The sequence below is a fragment of the Marinobacter goseongensis genome (assembly GCF_023156235.1).
Classification (GTDB): domain Bacteria; phylum Pseudomonadota; class Gammaproteobacteria; order Pseudomonadales; family Oleiphilaceae; genus Marinobacter; species Marinobacter goseongensis.
In genome coordinates this window covers 15392-31079 of record NZ_JAKZAI010000004.1, presented here as the reverse complement: position 1 = coordinate 31079, position 15688 = coordinate 15392, and the positions used below count along the sequence as shown (strand labels likewise).

The window sequence follows — 15688 nt, the reverse complement described above, 5'->3', positions numbered from 1 at the left end:
AATCATGCGTTTACACAACCGGATAGCCCTGATCACCGGGGCAGGTCGCGGGATCGGCCGCGCCATTGCCGAGCGGTAAGGTCGCGAAGGCGCGCGGGTGGCGGTGGCCGACCTCACCCTGGAGAGTGCCCGGCAAGCCGTCGATACCATCGAGCAGGCGGGTGGCACCGCCATGGCGCTGGCCATGGACGTTACCGATGAGCACGCGGTGGAGGCGGGCGTTGCCGCCATTGTGGACCGCTGGGGCGGCCTCGACATTGCCCTGGCCAACGCCGGCGTCCAGCACATCGATCCGCTGCACAAACTGGCGTTTGCCGACTGGAGCAAGGTGATGAGTGTCCACCTGGACGGTGCGTTTCTGGTGACAAGGGCTGCGCTCAAGCAGATGTACGCCGGTGGTGGTGGCACCATGCTGTATATGGGGTCGGTTCACTCCCTGGAAGCCTCGCCATTGAAGGCGCCCTACGTGGCGGCCAAGCACGGCATGCTGGGCCTTTGTCGGGCCGTGGCGAAGGAAGGCGCCGAGCATGGCGTGCGCAGCAATATCATCTGCCCCGGCTTTGTGCGTACCCCGCTGGTGGACAAGCAGATCCCCGAGCAGGCACGGGAACTGGGCATTTCCGAGGACGAGGTCATCAGCAAGGTGATGCTTAAAAATACAGTGGACGGGGAATTCACGACTCTGGAAGATGTAGCGGAACTGGCGGTGCACCTGGCTGCCTTCCCGTCTGCGGCGCTGACCGGCCAATCCATCGTGGTCAGCCACGGCTGGCACATGCAGTAATCATCAGGAGAGACGGATGAGCAACACAGAACAGTCCCCGGTGGTCTGGTCCCCCTCGCAAGACACCCTGAGCCACTGCCGGATGGCGCGATTCCGCAGCTGGCTGGAAGGCCAGGGCTTCGGGCCTTTTGCCGATTACCATGCCCTGCATCAGTGGTCCATCGACGAGTTGGAGACCTTCTGGGCGAAAGTCTGGCAGTATTGCGGCCTGGTCAGCGATACCCCGGCGGATCAGGTGTTGGGCAGCCGTGGGCTGCCCGGTGCCCAGTGGTTCCCGGGCATGAAAGTGAACTTTGCCGCCAATCTGTTGCGCCTGGCGGACGGCGAACACGCCGACCGTGAAGCGGTGGTTGCCTATTGCGAAACCCGCCCTGTGCTGCGCCGCAGCTACGCCGAGCTGAAAGCGGACGCCGGCGCGCTGGAAGCCTTCCTGCGGGCCAAAGGCATTGAACAGGGCGATCGCGTGGCCGGTGTGGTCACCAACGGCTACGAAGCCCTGGTCGGCATGCTGGCGGCGACCAGCCTCGGTGCCATTTGGAGCTCCGCCTCTCCGGATTTCGGCGTCGGCGCGATTCTCGACCGCTTCGGTCAGATCGAGCCATCGGCACTGATTGTGGTCAACGGTTACGGCTACGGCGGCAAGGTGTTTGCCCGCCAGACCGAGTTCGCCGAGCTGATCGCCGGGCTGCCAACATTGAAGTGCGTGGTCAGTGTCCAGCAGCTGCCGGAGCAAGCGCCCATCCCGGATGCGCTGGTGACACCCTGGGAAGAGGCCCTCACCTTCGGTGCCGGTTCGGCGCCATCGTTCACGCCGTTGCCGCCTGATCACCCGGTCTACATCCTGTATTCCTCCGGCACCACCGGTAAACCCAAGTGCATCGTGCACGGTGCTGCCGGCCTGCTGGTCAACCACGCCAAGGAACTGATGCTTCATGGCGATGTGGGCCCCGAGGACCGCTTCCTCTATTTCACCACCTGCGGCTGGATGATGTGGAACTGGCAGGCTTCTGCGTTGCTGACCGGCGCGGCGGTGATCACCGTGGACGGCTCCCCCGGCTACCCGGACCTGAACTATTTATGGCAGCTGGTGGCCGACGAGAAGGTCACCCATTACGGCACCAGCGCCCGCTTTATTGCCGGTTGTCGCAAGGCGGAACTGGCACCGGCGCGCACCCTCGACCTCAGCGCCCTGCGCGTGGTGTTCTCCACCGGCTCACCGCTGTTGCCGGAAGACTACGACTGGGTCTACCGCGACGGTGCCCCCAACGCACTGCTGGGGTCAATCGCTGGCGGTACCGACATCTGCGGCTGCTTCGTGGGCGCCACCCCGCTACTACCGGTGCGCCGCGGTGAAATCCAGTGCCGCTTCCTCGGCGTTGACGCCGTAGCCTATGATGAGAGTGGTCAACCAGTCAGCAAAGGCCGGGGTGAACTGGTCTGTCGCCAGCCGCTACCGTCCATGCCGGTGAGCTTCTGGCAGGACCCGGACGACGAGCGCTACCGCGACGCCTACTTCAACACCTTCCCCGGTGTCTGGGCCCACGGCGACTACATTGAATTCACCGAACATGGCGGTGCCATTATCTATGGACGCTCTGACGCCACCCTCAACCCGGGTGGCGTCAGAATTGGCACCGCAGAAATCTACCGTCAGGTGGAAACCGAAGCCGCAGTGAAAGACAGCCTGGTTGTTGGCCGCCAGATCGACGGCGACGTGGAAGTCGTGCTGCTGGTGGTTCCGGCTGACGGCGAGACCCTCGGTGAGGACCTGGTCAAGCGACTGAAAACCCGCATCCGCGAGGGCGCCAGCCCGAGACACGTGCCCCGGCATGTGATTACCGTGCCAGACGTCCCCTACACCCGCAGTGGCAAGAAGGTGGAACTGGCGGTCGCGCGGTTGATCAACGGCTCCGCCCGCAGCGACAACCGCGATGCCATGGCCAACCCGGAAGCGCTGGATCAGATTCGCCAGAGCCTGGCGGAGGCAGGTTTGTTGCCGAAGACATAATCGGAGGGCGCTTCGTCGGATTACGCCTATGGCTAATCCGACCCACGATGTCAGGACGGCGCCCCCTCCCGGGTCTCTCAAGGAGTGCGGGCGGGGGGAATTCCCAAAACAGTCAGGAAAGCCCCGCTTTCCGTTTTGGGTGTTCCCTCCGCCCACACTCCGAGCCACCCGTTCCGAGCCACCCACTCCGAGCCCGCCGGAGAGGCCCCCGTCGCAAAAGTCCGAAAGTTTCGTAAATTCCCGGCAGTTCACCATCCTGTAACAGGTTTTAGCGCATTTTTAGTCCGTTCTTATACTAAGATCGTACCCAGAATCCGCGAAAAAATGGTATCTTACTAGGCCTATCAAAAGTTCCCGTATCAGTCATTGCTCAGGTCGGGCGTTCACAAGACCCCTGACCCTGCCATGGCCGTCCTGAACTCACACATTAGCCTGAGGACGAAAATGACAACATCCAAAGTCAAGATTATCTACACCCTGACCGACGAGGCTCCCGCCCTCGCGACACGGTCCCTTCTTCCCATCCTTGAAACCTACGCCAAGCCGGCCGGCATCGAATTTGAAACCAGTGATATCTCACTGGCGGCACGTATTCTGGCCGGGTTTCCCGACTATCTGGAAGAAGACCAACGGGTGCCGGACGCTCTGGCAGAGCTGGGCGAATACACCAAAGACCCGGACGCCAACATCATCAAGCTGCCGAACATCTCAGCCTCCATCCCGCAGCTGCGGGCGGCCATCAAGGAGCTGAACAGCCAGGGTTACAAGCTTCCCGAGTACAAGGAACACCCTGAGACCGACGAAGAAAAAGAAGCCCAGGCCCGCTACTCCAAAGTTCTCGGCAGCGCCGTCAATCCGGTGCTGCGTGAAGGCAATTCTGATCGTCGTGCCCCGGCCGCGGTCAAGGCGTTTGCCCGCAAATACCCCCATTCCATGGGTGAGTGGAGCCCGGCTTCCCGCACCCACGTGGCGCACATGCGCGGCGGCGATTTCTACTCCAACGAGCAGTCCGTCACCCTCGACAAGGCCACCAACGCCCGTATCGTGTTCGAAAACGCCAAGGGCAAACAGACGGTGCTGAAAGCGGAACTGCCGCTGCTGGAAGGCGAAGTAGTCGACGGCATGTTCATGAGCAAGAAGGCGCTGATCAAGTTCTTCGAGGACGCTCTCGCTGACTGCGAGAAGACCGGTGTCATGTTCTCCCTGCACGTCAAAGCCACCATGATGAAAATCTCCCACCCGATTGTTTTCGGCCACGCGGTGAAGGTTTTCTACCGGGAGCTGTTCGACAAGTATGGTGACCTGTTCAACGAAATCGGTGTGAACCCCAACAACGGCCTGTCGTCGGTGATCGAGAAGATCAAGCAGCTGCCGGAATCCAAGCAGGAACAGATCCAGGAAGACCTGCACGCGTGCTACGAGCACCGTCCGGAAATCGCCATGGTGGATTCGGTCAAGGGCATCACCAACCTGCACGTCCCCAGCGACGTGATTGTGGACGCCTCCATGCCGGCGATGATCCGTAACTCCGGCAAGATGTGGGCCCGCGACGGCAAGCTCAAGGACACCAAGGCGGTGATGCCGGAGTCCACTTACGCCACCATTTACCAGGAAGTGATCAACTTCTGTAAGACCCACGGCGCCTTTGATCCCACCACCATGGGCACGGTGCCGAACGTCGGTCTGATGGCACAGAAAGCGGAGGAGTACGGCTCCCACGACAAGACCTTTGAAATCAAGGAAGACGGCCTGGTACGCGTGATCGCTGAAGACGGCACCGTGCTGACCGAGCACAAGGTCGAGCAGGGTGACATCTGGCGCGCCTGCCAGACCAAGGACCTGCCGATCCGTGACTGGGTCAAGCTGGCGGTCAACCGGGCACGTGCTACCGGCATGCCGGCGCTGTTCTGGCTGGACGACGAGCGTCCCCACGATGCCGAGCTGATCAAGAAGGTCAACACCTACCTGAAAGAGCACGACACCGACGGTCTCGAGATCATGATCAAGTCGCCGGTGCGCGCCATCCGTTGGACCATGGAGCGCCTGATTCGCGGCCTCGATACCATCTCCGTGACCGGTAACGTACTGCGTGACTACCTCACCGACCTGTTCCCGATTCTGGAGCTGGGCACCAGCGCCAAGATGCTGTCCATCGTGCCGCTGCTGAATGGCGGTGGCCTGTACGAGACCGGCGCCGGTGGCTCTGCGCCCAAGCATGTGCAGCAGCTGCTGGAAGAAAACCACCTGCGCTGGGATTCCCTCGGTGAGTTTCTCGCCATTGCGGTGTCGCTGGACGAGCTGGGCGAAAAACACGGTAACGACCGCGCCCGTCTGCTGGGCCAGACCCTGGACAAGGCCACCGAACGCCTGCTCGAGAACAACCAGTCGCCGTCACGGGTGACCGGCGAGCTGGATAACCGCGGTTCCCATTTCCATCTGTCCCGCTATTGGGCGGAAGAGCTGTCGAAGCAGGACAGTGACCAGGAGCTGAAGGCATTCTTCGGCAAGCTGTCCAAGCAGCTGGAGGAGAACAAGGACCAGATCCTTGAAGAAATGAGTGTGATCCAGGGCCATCCGGCGGACATTGGCGGTTATTACCACCCGCCCGCGGACAAGGTGTGCGCCATCATGCAGTCGAGCGAAACCCTGAACCGGATCCTGGCGGACGCCCGTGCGTCAGTGAAGTAATCGTCAGACGGCTATCGAGAGCCGGGCAGCCGCGAGGCTGTCCGGTTTTTTTGTGCCCGGTTTCAGGCCTGCAGTGGGGCAAAGCCGGCGCCGGTCAGCCTTGCCAGGTCCCGCGGCGATAGCTCGATCTCCAGGCCGCGGCGCCCGGCACTGACGAAAACGGTGTCGAATTGCTCCGCCGAGTGGTCAATAAACGTCTTCAGCGGTTTTTTCTGGCCCAAGGGGCTGACACCGCCCAGAACATAGCCGGTGCTGCGCTGCACATGCTGCTTGTCGGCCATGGCGGCTTTTTTGCCATGCGCCGCCCGTGCGATCTGTTTCAGATTGAGCATGGCGCTGACCGGCACCACGCCAACCGCCAGTTCCCGACCGTCGATCGCCACGACCAGCGTTTTGAATACCCGGTCTGGGGCAACGCCTAACTTGTCCGCCGCTTCATGACCATACGATGCGCTGCCGGGATCGTGCGGGTATTCGTGCAGGGTGTAGTCGATGCTGGCATTCCGGGCTGCGTTGATAGCCGGTGTCATGGTGAGTTCCCGTTAGTGTGATCCGTGCATGCCTGAAGATTTGCCGCATTTGTTATCAATTGCAACCTGCCCTCGACGAACCCGTGGGGAGTGACTACTTTTCATACAGTGATGTCCCTTTCCCCATTATGAGTCTTCTCTACTCCCCATGACCAGTATCCGGACTGTGGCTGAATGAACACCCTCAAAAACCAGCACACTCCCTTGCTGCGAGCCCTGTGGGTGGTGCTCCTCTATCTCTGTGCAGGGTGGTTGTGGATCACCTTCTCGGACGCCGCGGCCCGCGCCTGGTTTACTGATCCGACAACCCTGACTCAGGTGGAGACCTGGAAAGGTCCGCTGTTTGTGTTGTTTACAACGGCCGTGCTTTTCGTGGTGCTGCTGCGTCAGCTGCAGAAGGACCGACGGCTGCTGCAGCTCCAGCATCGCCAGCGGGAGGCGTTGCGACGGCGAGAGCGGCAGCTCACCGTCCTGATGGACAACCTGCCGGGGATGGCATATTGCTGCCGTTTTGACGAGCACTGGACCATGCTGTTCGTGTCCAGCGGGTGCCGCGACCTGACCGGTTATGAGCCTGAGGAACTGATTGAAAACCGTCTCACCAGCTACGCCAGCCTGATTGACGAGGAGTGCAGCGACGGTTTAACCGAGGCGGTTCGGCAGGCGGTGGATCGGGGCGAGCCGTTTGCAGTGGAGTACACCCTTGCCCGCAAGGATGGCAGCCAGATCTGGGTGTGGGAGCGGGGCCGCGGTGTGGAGGATGAGAGCGACGGTGGGATGTTGCTGGAGGGTATTGTGCTGGACATCTCCGGCCGCAAAGCACTGGAAAACGAGCTGGCGGAGCTGGCCACCCGTGACCCGCTCACCGGGCTGTATAACCGGCGGGAAATGACCCGGCTGCTGGATGAGGAAATGACCCGGGCTGCCCGTTACGACCACACAATGGCATTACTCTGGATCGATTTTGATCACTTCAAGGCCATCAACGATTCGTTTGGCCACGCCGCCGGTGACGCGGTACTCAAGAACGTCAGCGATCGGATGCGCAGCGGCATACGCAGTGTGGATGCAATCGGTCGTTTTGGGGGCGAGGAATTTGTTATCCTGCTGCCCGAAATGGGGGAGCAGGAAGCGCTGGAAACCGCTGAGCGTCTGCGCCAGCTGGTCAGTGACCGGCCGGTGCCGCTGGATAGCGGGGCCTCCGCGATGCTGACCATCAGTGTTGGCGTGGCGGTGTTTCCAATCCACGGCCACAGCCCCGGCGCCTTGTGCGCCGTGGCGGACAAGGCCATGTATCGGGCCAAGGAAGCCGGTCGCAACTGCGTGATCATGGCACCGTCGCCGGAACGGGCTCATAATGCCTGATCGCAGCCGTTGGAAAGACTGACAGCGTCGCCACCGCCCTCCGGCCAATGATCCGGCCCTGGCCTACGGCGATCATAAAATAAAAACCGCAACCCGAACCAAAGGTTACCGATGAATCGAATTGCCCGTCGTGCACTGCATACCTGCCCGGTACCGAAAGACCTGTCTGCCATTACCTATCGCGATGCCGCCGGTGAAAACCCCGAGGCGGCAGGGGTTTCCACCCAGGCCACGGACGCGATCTGGCAGGGCGTGGAGAGGCTGTACCGCACCGGTGTGCACCCGGGTATCCAGCTGTCGGTGCGACACCGGGGCGAGCAGATTCTGCACCGTGCCATCGGACATGCCAGTGGCAACGGCCCCCACGATCCGCCCAACGCGGTCAAGGTGCCAATGACCACAGACACCCCGATCTGCTACTTCTCGGCATCCAAGGCGGTCACCGCACTGCTGATGCACATACTGGCGGAGCAGGGGCTGATCAATCTGAGTGATCCGGTGTCCTACTATTGCCCGGAATTCGCCGCAGCCGGCAAGCGCACCATCACCATTCATCAGATTCTGTCCCATCGCGGCGGCATTCCGGGGATTCCCCGGGAAACCCCCATTGATGTGCTCTGGGACCGTGACGAAATCTGGCGGGTGTTGTGTGCCGCCAAACCGGTCGAAGTGGATGGCGCCAAGGTGGCGTATCACGCCATCACCGGTGGTTTTGTATTGCAGCGGGTGCTGGAAAAAGTCACCGGCGATACCATTGAGAACTTCCTCGATATCCACCTGCGCCAGCCCATGGGCATGCGCTGGTTCACCTACGGTATTGCGACGGATCAGCTCAACGAACTGGCCAGTAACTACGCCTCGGGGCCTACCCCACGATTCCCGGTATCCTGGATTGTAAACCGCGCGCTGGGCGGCGACATTCGTACCGTGGAGCAGGTGGTGAACGATTCGCGGTTCCAGGAAGCGGTCATTCCTGCGGGCAATCTGTGCGGTACCGCCGAGGAAATCGGCCGCTTTTTCCAGATGATGCTCAACGGCGGGGTCTGGAACGGCAAGCGCATCTGCAGTGAGCTGACGGTGCGCCGGTCCATCCAGCAATTCGGCTCCTTGCAGATTGACCGCACCATGATGGTGCCCATGCGTTTCAGTGCCGGGATGATGCTGGGGGGCAACCCCTTCGGCTTGTGGGGTCAACAGAGCCGCTACGCCTTTGGTCACATCGGTCTGATCAACAAGCTGTGCTGGGCCGATCCCGCGCGGGACATTTCCGTCAGTCTGTTGAACACTGGTATCCCGATTGTGGGCCACCATCTGCCGGCGCTGGCGAAGTTTGTCTACACCGTGTGCGACCGTTTGCCGCTGATCCCGGAAAGCCAGCGGCCGCTGATCGCCGCCTGAAGCGCCTTCAGAGCGTGCGCAGCTGGTCTTCCAGTATGCCCAGCACCGAAGACAGGATGTCGCGGAAATCCGTCAGGGTCTGGGTACGCTGGATGACATCTTCCCGGCTCTCATCAAGCCGTTCCAGCTTGGGCACGACACGGCGGATTCCCTCGGTGATCACCTCGTAGGGATAGTGGTGGTCCATCACGCTGAGCTTGTTCATTTCCGCCACTTCCTGGCTGAAGATGCTGATGATGTCATACAGCATGTCCTTGTGCTCAATACTGCTGGCTTCCCAGTAAGCGTCATCAAGCAGTTCAAGTAGTGAAAGGTATTCCCGCAGTGTGTCGGCAACAGAAGTCTGGCTCATGGGGTTGCTCGTCCATTTGAAATGTCGGTGCGTAGTGAGAGCAACTATAGCAGGAGATGTTTGCGCTGTTTCTGCCGGGGCCACGGTGTGCTTACAAAAATATGAAACTCTATTCATTTTTATTGAGTTCTGTCAGACAGTCATGCAGAATTCCGGAGCGTATCACGGACATACCACACTCAACGGAAGAGAAGCGTGATGGACAAGCACTCACACACGGCGACCGATCCGGATCGTCAGCGCGCGGTCAACCTTGACCACCATGACAGCGTGCGCTCCCACGTGCGGGAGCAGGTGAGCTCGGAAGTTGAGCGCCTGGAGCGTCGTATCGAAACCCTCCGCCTGACCCGGGCCCCCCACGCTGCGATTATGATCTCCGCCTATCAACGGGTGCTGGACCGCAAGCGAGGTTTCCTGCAGAACTGGGATTTACGCGACAGCGGTTACTGACGCCCTGCAATGGCCACCGTGTTGTAGCGGACGGCCTCCTCACCATTTTGCTGGTTACCACAATGCTGCGGATTCGCCGTGCGCCCACCGTCCTCCTCGATCGTGGGTGGTTCGTCGGTTGAGGTGAATATCCTGACCGTCGCCTCGCCGTAGGTCAGCACCGCTTTGACACAATCCGGCTCTTCACCATTGATCACCAGTTCTTCTGCAGCGGTCAACGTCAATGTATCCCGCTGCGTGCCGATAAATTCCTGAAGAAACTCCGCATTGCCCAGAGTGCGACCGGTGTAACTGGTGGCCGAGAACTCCGGCTGATTGAAACCGCTGGTGCCGAACGTGCGGGTGTCGTAGCGACCACTCCAGGAGGCGCTGGCCACTTCCGCGGGGTCGGTTTCGCCGTCAGCCGGTGGGCGGGCCACAAACTGGGTGGCGCGAAACACTTTTTTCAATGTGGGGTTGTAGGTCCAGTCCAGCATGACGTAGATCCAGGTGCTATCGGCCGCGGAGGCTGTGGTGTCCGGGCCGGTTTCGGTAAAGCGGACCAGGGCCTCATTGGCAGGCGTGTTGTAGCTGGCGGCTTCATCGTCTTCGATGCTGTCCCGCATCAGCCGCCGACCCTCGTTGAAGTTATCCACCGCGCCGGCGGCAATCACCTCGTTGATCAGATCCAGCGGGTTGCGTACGGCGGTGTAGTCGCTGCTGTCCTCGTTCGGGATGGTGCCCAGAAAGGCATCCAGGTGTGCGCGTAACGCCATGGCGCTGCCGTTATCCGCGCCTTCATCGACCGGTTCGATGCCACGGTAGAAATCCCGAAAGGCGGTGCGTTGCAGGGTGGACGCCAGCCCTTCGGTGTCCTGCAGTCGGAAGGTTTCCAGTGGCAGGTCGACGTCGGTAGCCGGGTTCAGGTAGCCACTGTCGCTGGAGCTGTCCGGGCCACACCCTGCGAGAATGAAACCGGTCATGGAGATGGCGGCGAATAGGCAGGAATGTCTCATTAAGGAAGGCCCCGGGATGCGAAAATCGTGTGTAACGGCTAAAGTGACGGACTGCGGTGCGGAAACATTCCGCGCCGGACTGACTGCTGACAATAAAGCATAAGGCAGGCGTCTACCCTCGCGGAGATCACATTTTGCAGCAATGGCAATCCCTGAGTCGCCGGAGCGCTCTGGCCATCCTGGTGCTGCTGGCATTGACCCTGCCGGGGCTGGCATCAGCCAGCAAACAGTGCCACGACGGGCATATCGTGTTGAACAGCGCCACCACCAGTGTCCGCGATCTGGGCAGTTGCATCTGGTACCTCGAGGACCCTGATCACAGCCTGGGCTTCAACGATGTCGTGGGGGAAGCCGACCACGGCTTTACCCGTCACAACGGCGGGGTTCTCAACTTCGGTTACACTCAATCCGCCTACTGGGCGCGATTCGATCTGCGTGTGGGTGCCGGTGCGGCCTTGTCGGACTGGATCCTCGAACTGGCCCTGCCGCTGGTGGATGAGGTGGTGCTGTACGTGGTGCAGGATGGCGAATTGCTGGAACAGCGCCGGGCCGGCTACGAGGGCGACTGGTCTTCCCGCGACCTTGCCGTGCCTAATCCGACCTTCCGCCTGTCGCTGGAAACCGGCGCGCCGGTTCGTATCTATCTGCGCATCACCAACACCAATACGTTCCGCCTGCCGATCACGCTCTGGCACCCGGACAGTTACATCGAGAAGGTGTCCGTTGACGAGGTCATGCGGGGCATTCTTCTCGGCAGCATTCTGGCGATCTTCGCCTACAATCTGTTCGTCGCGGTGTCGGTACGGGAACGCAGCAACATCTACTATGTGCTGTATCTGATCTCCGCCGTTGTCTTTATTGCCACCGAGCAGGTCCACGGCACTCAGCTGTTTGACGAGCGGCCCGCGTTCCTGAACAAGGAATATCTCCATTTCCAGATCATGACGACCTGGTTCTGGGGCCTGCTGATGGCGCGCTCGTTGCTGGAAACCCGTCAGCGTGCGCCGGATCTGGACCAGGTCATCCGCCTGTGTCTGTACTCCGTGGTACTGACCTTCGTGCTGTCACTTTTCCTGCCTTACCATGTGGCCATGGAGTGGATCGTGCTGGGCTCCATTGTGCTCAGTGCACTGATGATTCTGGTCAGCTACCTGTCGTGGCGTTATTACAACCCGGCGGCACGTTCCTATTTCTTTGCCTGGACCCTGGCGTTGGTGGGTTTTGGCATCTACGCCCTGACGGTAATGGGGTATTTGCCGGTGAACATGTTCACCTCCTATTCGCCGCAATTCGGCCTGACTGCGCAGATTATCCTGTTTTCCTTCGCGCTCGCTGATCGTATCAAGCAGGTGCAGGGTGAAGCCCTGGGCTGGAGCCAGCGTGCGCTGGCTAACCTGCGCCGCTACCAGTCGTTGTTCGACAACGCCATCGAGGGGGTTTTCCAGATGTCTCTGGACCGGCGGTTTGTCACCGCAAACCCGGCCATGGCCCAGTTGATGGGCTATCACAGCAGCCGCGAACTGCTGGATGAGAATCCCGATGTGCTGGATACCTGCTTTGCGGATGAGCGTGTACGCCGGCGTGTGGTGGAACAGCTGGAAACCCGGGGCACGGTAAAAGGTATCGAGGCCCGCTACCGGACACATGCCGGTGACGAGCGTTGGGCCACCATCTCGCTGCACACAGTGTATGACAATGATGGTGTGCCCACCCACCTGGAAGGCACCTGCATTGATGCCACCGAGCGCCATCAGCGCCAGCACATCGAGCGTGAACGGGAGCAGGAGCGCCTGGAGAAAGAGTTGGCCCGCAATTCGGCAGAAGCCAAAAGCCAGTTCCTGGCCAACATGAGCCACGAAATCCGCACTCCGCTGGCCGCCGTCATCGGTTACGGCGAGACCCTGCTGGAGCCCGATCTGAGCGAACAGGAGAAGCGCAGCAGTGCGGAAACCGTGGTACGCAGCGGGCGTCACCTGCTGGATCTGGTGAACGACATCCTGGATCACTCCAAGATCGACGCCAACAAGCTGGATGTGGACATCGTGACCGTCAATCTGCCGGAACTGCTGGACGAAATTCGCGCCTTCTTCGCCCCCCGGGCGAGGGAGAAAGGCCTCGAATTCGCCATTCGCTGCGATTACCCGCTACCGGAGACGCTGCGCACCGATCCGACCCGCTTCAGACAGATCATCATCAACCTGTGTGGAAATGCGCTGAAATTCACCGAAAAAGGCTCGATTTCCCTGGAGGTCAGGTGTGATCAGACGCGCGAGCAACTGGTGGCCCGGGTGGTGGATACCGGTATTGGCATGAAGCCGGAGCAACTGGGCCGGCTGTTCGATCCTTTTGCCCAGGGCAGTGCGGCGATAGCCCGCCAGTACGGTGGCACCGGCCTGGGGCTGAGCATTTCCCGACGGCTGGCGGAACTGCTGGGCGGCGACATTGCCGTTAGCAGCACTTACGGTGAGGGCAGTGAATTCGAACTGAGGATCAACACCGGTGCCCTCGATGGCGTGCATTTCCTGCGGGATGCGTCGGAACTGAGCCAGCGTCGACGCACACTGCCCATGGTGGTGGCGCCGCAACTGGCCGGTCGGATCCTGTGCGCCGAAGACAACGAAGTGAACCGGCGGCTGGTATCGCTGCTGGTGAGTCGAACGGGCGCTGATATCGTCCATGTGGGTAACGGGGCGGAGGCTCTGGAAGCAGCCATTCGCGAGCCCTTCGATCTGATTCTGATGGATATCCAGATGCCGGTCATGAACGGCCGCGATGCCACCGCCGCGCTGCGGGAAGCGGGCATCAACACCCCGGTGATCGCGCTGACCGCGAACGTGATGACCGAGGACATTGCCGACTATCGCCTGGCCGGCTGCAATGAGCACCTGGCCAAGCCCATTGACAAGCAGCGATTCTATGAAGTGCTGGCCCGGTACCTGAGAGTCCAGCCGGATCAGGGCGTCGGGGCTAACCGCCGGTACCATGGCACAGCCCTGGTGGCAGAAGATAACGACGACAACCGGCAACTGGTGGAGCGGATGTTGCGCCGTCGCGGGCTGGAGGTGGTCGCCGTGACCAGCGGTGATGAGGCCGTGCGGGCGGCGCTGTCGGAGTCGGTGGATCTGGTACTGATGGATCGCCATATGCCCGGGCTGGACGGAGTCGAGGCGACCCGACTGCTGCGGCAGACCGGGTTCAGACGCCCCATCGTGGCGTTTACCGCGGGCGATCAGCGGGAGATCGAGGCATTGCAGGCGGCCGGGTGCGACGCCGTGCTCAACAAGCCGATGGACACCGACCATCTGCTGGCCTTGCTGGAGCGGACGCTGGGCCGCCATGATGGTGCCTCCGGGACAACCGATTCGAATCCGGATGACGGCCTGCGGAAGCTGGTAAATCAGTTCCTGTCGGGCCTGCCGGGGCGACAGCACGCCATGCACCAGGCACTGAGGGCGCACGATGTGGCCAGCCTTCGGGGTGAGGCCCACCAGATCAAAGGCACGGCCGGGGCCATGGGTTACCCGGCGATGACCCGGCAGGCCGGGGTACTTGAGGCCAATCTTAAAACCGGTGATCCGGACTGGGAACGGATTCGCAGCGACCTGGCCGGGCTCGATGCGATGATTGGCCGCGCCCTGGCAAGCCCGGAAGAGCGCAGATGATCCGACAGCGGACACGACAGAACCACGGGATAACGTACGATGAGTGACAATCAGCAGCACGGCGAACAATACTCACTGAGCATGATGTACGGGACCTACGCCGACATTCTGTTCGTTCTTTTTCCGTTTCTGGTGATGACCATGCAACGGCTCTGGGACGGGAATCTGGCGGACATACTGATGCGCCCGGATCTCAGCATCGCCGCCGCCATTCTGGCCGGGCTGGCCATTGGTAAGTTTGTACTGGGGCTGGTGACCAACCGGGACCTGGGGCGCTACAAGGAACGCATTGTGTTTTTCATTGCGCTGACCCTGTTCGTGGTACTGGGCCCTGCCATCATCCTGATGCTCAGTATTGTTGGTAGCGACGACGTGCCGGGGTTCGTGGCGTTTGTGCAGCCGGTTCTGCTGATCATTGCCATCTCGCTTTACACCACAGCAGTCAGCATCAGCAACATTTTGACGCGCCAGGGCATGAGCGGAGAAGCTGCGCGCGGCCTTCATGGTGGTGACGGCGATCATGCACCGGTACGGAACGAGCCCCTGGCGATTCCGCGCCGCTCTGGCGGTGACACGGTCTGACTGAATACGCAAAGAACAGGAGAGAATCGATGAACGATCTCAGGGTGTTGGTGGTTGAAGACGAGCCGGTGATGCGTGAGAACCTGGTGCAGATGTTATTCATGGCCGGTGCCACGGGTGTGGAATCGGCAAAGGATGCGGCGGGTGCGCGGGCGGCCTATGATGCCAACGAGTTCCAGATTGTGCTGCTGGATATCGGCCTGCCGGATGGAAACGGCCATGACCTGATGCTGGAATTCAAGCGCCTCAAGGAAAGTCAGCACATTGTGCTGGTGACGGCCGACGACTCCATTGACAGCATTCAGAAGGCCATCAGTGCCGGTGCCAACGGTTATGTGGTGAAACCCTATTCCCAGGAAAAGATCCACGATGTGGTGAACAACTACGCCATGGTCCACAGTGGCGATCTGGCGATGCAGGGCCTGAACCGTCCCCATTGAACGGTACAGGCCCGGTATAGCGGCCGATCCGATCAGGCGACCTGACGGGCAATCCAAGAGTCATAGCGGGCGGCCAGCGCCCGTACATAGCGTGCTTCCGCACCTTCCAGCCGGGACAGCACGCCATTGAATATCCAGCCCCGCTCATACAGACCGAGCACCCGCTGTTCGTCATCGAGATTGACCCGCTGATTCAGTTTTTTGCAGATGGCATCCAGCAGCGGCAGCTTCTCGGGGCGCCTGATGGGGCCATGCTGAGTGCCGGCTGGCTTGTGTGCTGCACGTGTCGGTGGATGTCTTCTCATGATGTTCTCCTTGTCGTTTTGCGGCTGCAAAAACAAAAAACCCCGGTGCTGGAGCAACCGGGGTCTGACGGAGAGGCTGGCCCGGTCGCTCGAATGGCTCCCGGGACTGACCGAAAGCCGTTAGCTGTC

Annotated in this window: 12 protein-coding genes and 1 pseudogene; 9 read left to right on the top strand and 4 right to left on the bottom strand. The window is 60.9% G+C overall.

The window, feature by feature from the left end; all coding sequences use genetic code 11:
- Positions 1-4 precede the first annotated feature (4 nt).
- The 3 genes and pseudogenes from MLC70_RS03820 to MLC70_RS03810 all read left to right on the top strand — a co-directional run bounded on the left by MLC70_RS03820 (position 5) and on the right by MLC70_RS03810 (position 5480).
- Positions 5-784: pseudogene (locus MLC70_RS03820) on the top strand (3-hydroxybutyrate dehydrogenase).
- Between the two features lie 16 nt (positions 785-800).
- Positions 801-2792 (top strand): acetoacetate--CoA ligase, encoded by a 1992-nt coding sequence (locus MLC70_RS03815; RefSeq protein WP_248181753.1) that lies wholly within the window; start codon positions 801-803, stop codon positions 2790-2792.
- 444 nt (positions 2793-3236) lie between these two features.
- The gene (locus tag MLC70_RS03810; RefSeq protein ID WP_248181752.1) at positions 3237-5480 is read left to right on the top strand and encodes an NADP-dependent isocitrate dehydrogenase; all 2244 of its coding nucleotides are present in this window, start codon (positions 3237-3239) and stop codon (positions 5478-5480) included.
- A 62-nt stretch (positions 5481-5542) separates the two neighbouring features.
- Here the strand turns inward: MLC70_RS03810 and ybaK are convergent, their stop codons facing one another.
- Positions 5543-6010 carry a Cys-tRNA(Pro) deacylase gene (gene ybaK, locus MLC70_RS03805; RefSeq protein WP_248181751.1) on the bottom strand — a complete coding sequence of 156 codons (468 nt, stop codon included), beginning with the start codon at positions 6008-6010 and terminating at the stop codon, positions 5543-5545.
- A gap of 174 nt (positions 6011-6184) precedes the next feature.
- Between ybaK and MLC70_RS03800 the strand changes: the two genes are divergently transcribed.
- Both MLC70_RS03800 and MLC70_RS03795 read left to right on the top strand, forming a co-directional pair.
- Positions 6185-7375: a GGDEF domain-containing protein gene (locus MLC70_RS03800; RefSeq protein WP_248181750.1), complete on the top strand. Its 1191-nt coding sequence runs from the start codon at positions 6185-6187 to the stop codon at positions 7373-7375.
- 111 nt (positions 7376-7486) lie between these two features.
- Positions 7487-8773 (top strand): serine hydrolase domain-containing protein, encoded by a 1287-nt coding sequence (locus tag MLC70_RS03795; RefSeq protein ID WP_248181749.1) that lies wholly within the window; start codon positions 7487-7489, stop codon positions 8771-8773.
- Between the two features lie 7 nt (positions 8774-8780).
- Here MLC70_RS03795 and MLC70_RS03790 read toward each other — a convergent pair whose 3' ends face one another.
- The gene (locus MLC70_RS03790) at positions 8781-9125 is read right to left on the bottom strand and encodes a hypothetical protein (RefSeq protein ID WP_248181748.1); all 345 of its coding nucleotides are present in this window, start codon (positions 9123-9125) and stop codon (positions 8781-8783) included.
- Between the two features lie 198 nt (positions 9126-9323).
- Here MLC70_RS03790 and MLC70_RS03785 point away from each other — a divergent pair, with 198 nt between their 5' ends.
- Positions 9324-9575 (top strand): hypothetical protein, encoded by a 252-nt coding sequence (locus tag MLC70_RS03785; RefSeq protein WP_248181747.1) that lies wholly within the window; start codon positions 9324-9326, stop codon positions 9573-9575.
- Here MLC70_RS03785 and MLC70_RS03780 read toward each other — a convergent pair.
- Entirely contained in the window at positions 9569-10570 is a 1002-nt protein-coding gene (locus MLC70_RS03780; RefSeq protein ID WP_248181746.1) for a hypothetical protein, read from the bottom strand. The two genes, MLC70_RS03785 and MLC70_RS03780, sit on opposite strands and share 7 nt — an antisense overlap.
- Before the next feature lie 134 nt (positions 10571-10704).
- On the opposite strand from MLC70_RS03780, the gene MLC70_RS03775 reads away from it, so the two are divergent.
- From MLC70_RS03775 to MLC70_RS03765, 3 genes are read left to right on the top strand one after another with little or no spacing between them, the layout of a single operon-like run.
- Positions 10705-14232 (top strand): response regulator, encoded by a 3528-nt coding sequence (locus MLC70_RS03775; RefSeq protein ID WP_248181745.1) that lies wholly within the window; start codon positions 10705-10707, stop codon positions 14230-14232.
- A 39-nt stretch (positions 14233-14271) separates the two neighbouring features.
- Positions 14272-14814: a hypothetical protein gene (locus MLC70_RS03770; RefSeq protein ID WP_248181744.1), complete on the top strand. Its 543-nt coding sequence runs from the start codon at positions 14272-14274 to the stop codon at positions 14812-14814.
- A 29-nt stretch (positions 14815-14843) separates the two neighbouring features.
- The gene (locus tag MLC70_RS03765) at positions 14844-15254 is read left to right on the top strand and encodes a response regulator (protein WP_248181743.1); all 411 of its coding nucleotides are present in this window, start codon (positions 14844-14846) and stop codon (positions 15252-15254) included.
- 32 nt (positions 15255-15286) lie between these two features.
- Here MLC70_RS03765 and MLC70_RS03760 read toward each other — a convergent pair whose 3' ends face one another.
- On the bottom strand, positions 15287-15559 hold the full coding sequence (locus tag MLC70_RS03760; RefSeq protein ID WP_248181742.1) for a hypothetical protein: 273 nt from the start codon (positions 15557-15559) through the stop codon (positions 15287-15289).
- Positions 15560-15688 lie beyond the last annotated feature (129 nt).

Coding starts and splice junctions, on each gene's coding strand:
- MLC70_RS03810 (WP_248181752.1), top strand. CDS start 3,237: ATGACAACATCCAAAGTCAAGATTATCTACACCCTGACCGACGAGGCT.
- MLC70_RS03760 (WP_248181742.1), bottom strand. CDS start 15,559: ATGAGAAGACATCCACCGACACGTGCAGCACACAAGCCAGCCGGCACT.
- MLC70_RS03790 (WP_248181748.1), bottom strand. CDS start 9,125: ATGAGCCAGACTTCTGTTGCCGACACACTGCGGGAATACCTTTCACTA.
- MLC70_RS03765 (WP_248181743.1), top strand. CDS start 14,844: ATGAACGATCTCAGGGTGTTGGTGGTTGAAGACGAGCCGGTGATGCGT.
- MLC70_RS03780 (WP_248181746.1), bottom strand. CDS start 10,570: ATGAGACATTCCTGCCTATTCGCCGCCATCTCCATGACCGGTTTCATT.
- MLC70_RS03770 (WP_248181744.1), top strand. CDS start 14,272: ATGAGTGACAATCAGCAGCACGGCGAACAATACTCACTGAGCATGATG.
- MLC70_RS03800 (WP_248181750.1), top strand. CDS start 6,185: ATGAACACCCTCAAAAACCAGCACACTCCCTTGCTGCGAGCCCTGTGG.
- MLC70_RS03815 (WP_248181753.1), top strand. CDS start 801: ATGAGCAACACAGAACAGTCCCCGGTGGTCTGGTCCCCCTCGCAAGAC.
- ybaK (WP_248181751.1), bottom strand. CDS start 6,010: ATGACACCGGCTATCAACGCAGCCCGGAATGCCAGCATCGACTACACC.
- MLC70_RS03795 (WP_248181749.1), top strand. CDS start 7,487: ATGAATCGAATTGCCCGTCGTGCACTGCATACCTGCCCGGTACCGAAA.
- MLC70_RS03785 (WP_248181747.1), top strand. CDS start 9,324: ATGGACAAGCACTCACACACGGCGACCGATCCGGATCGTCAGCGCGCG.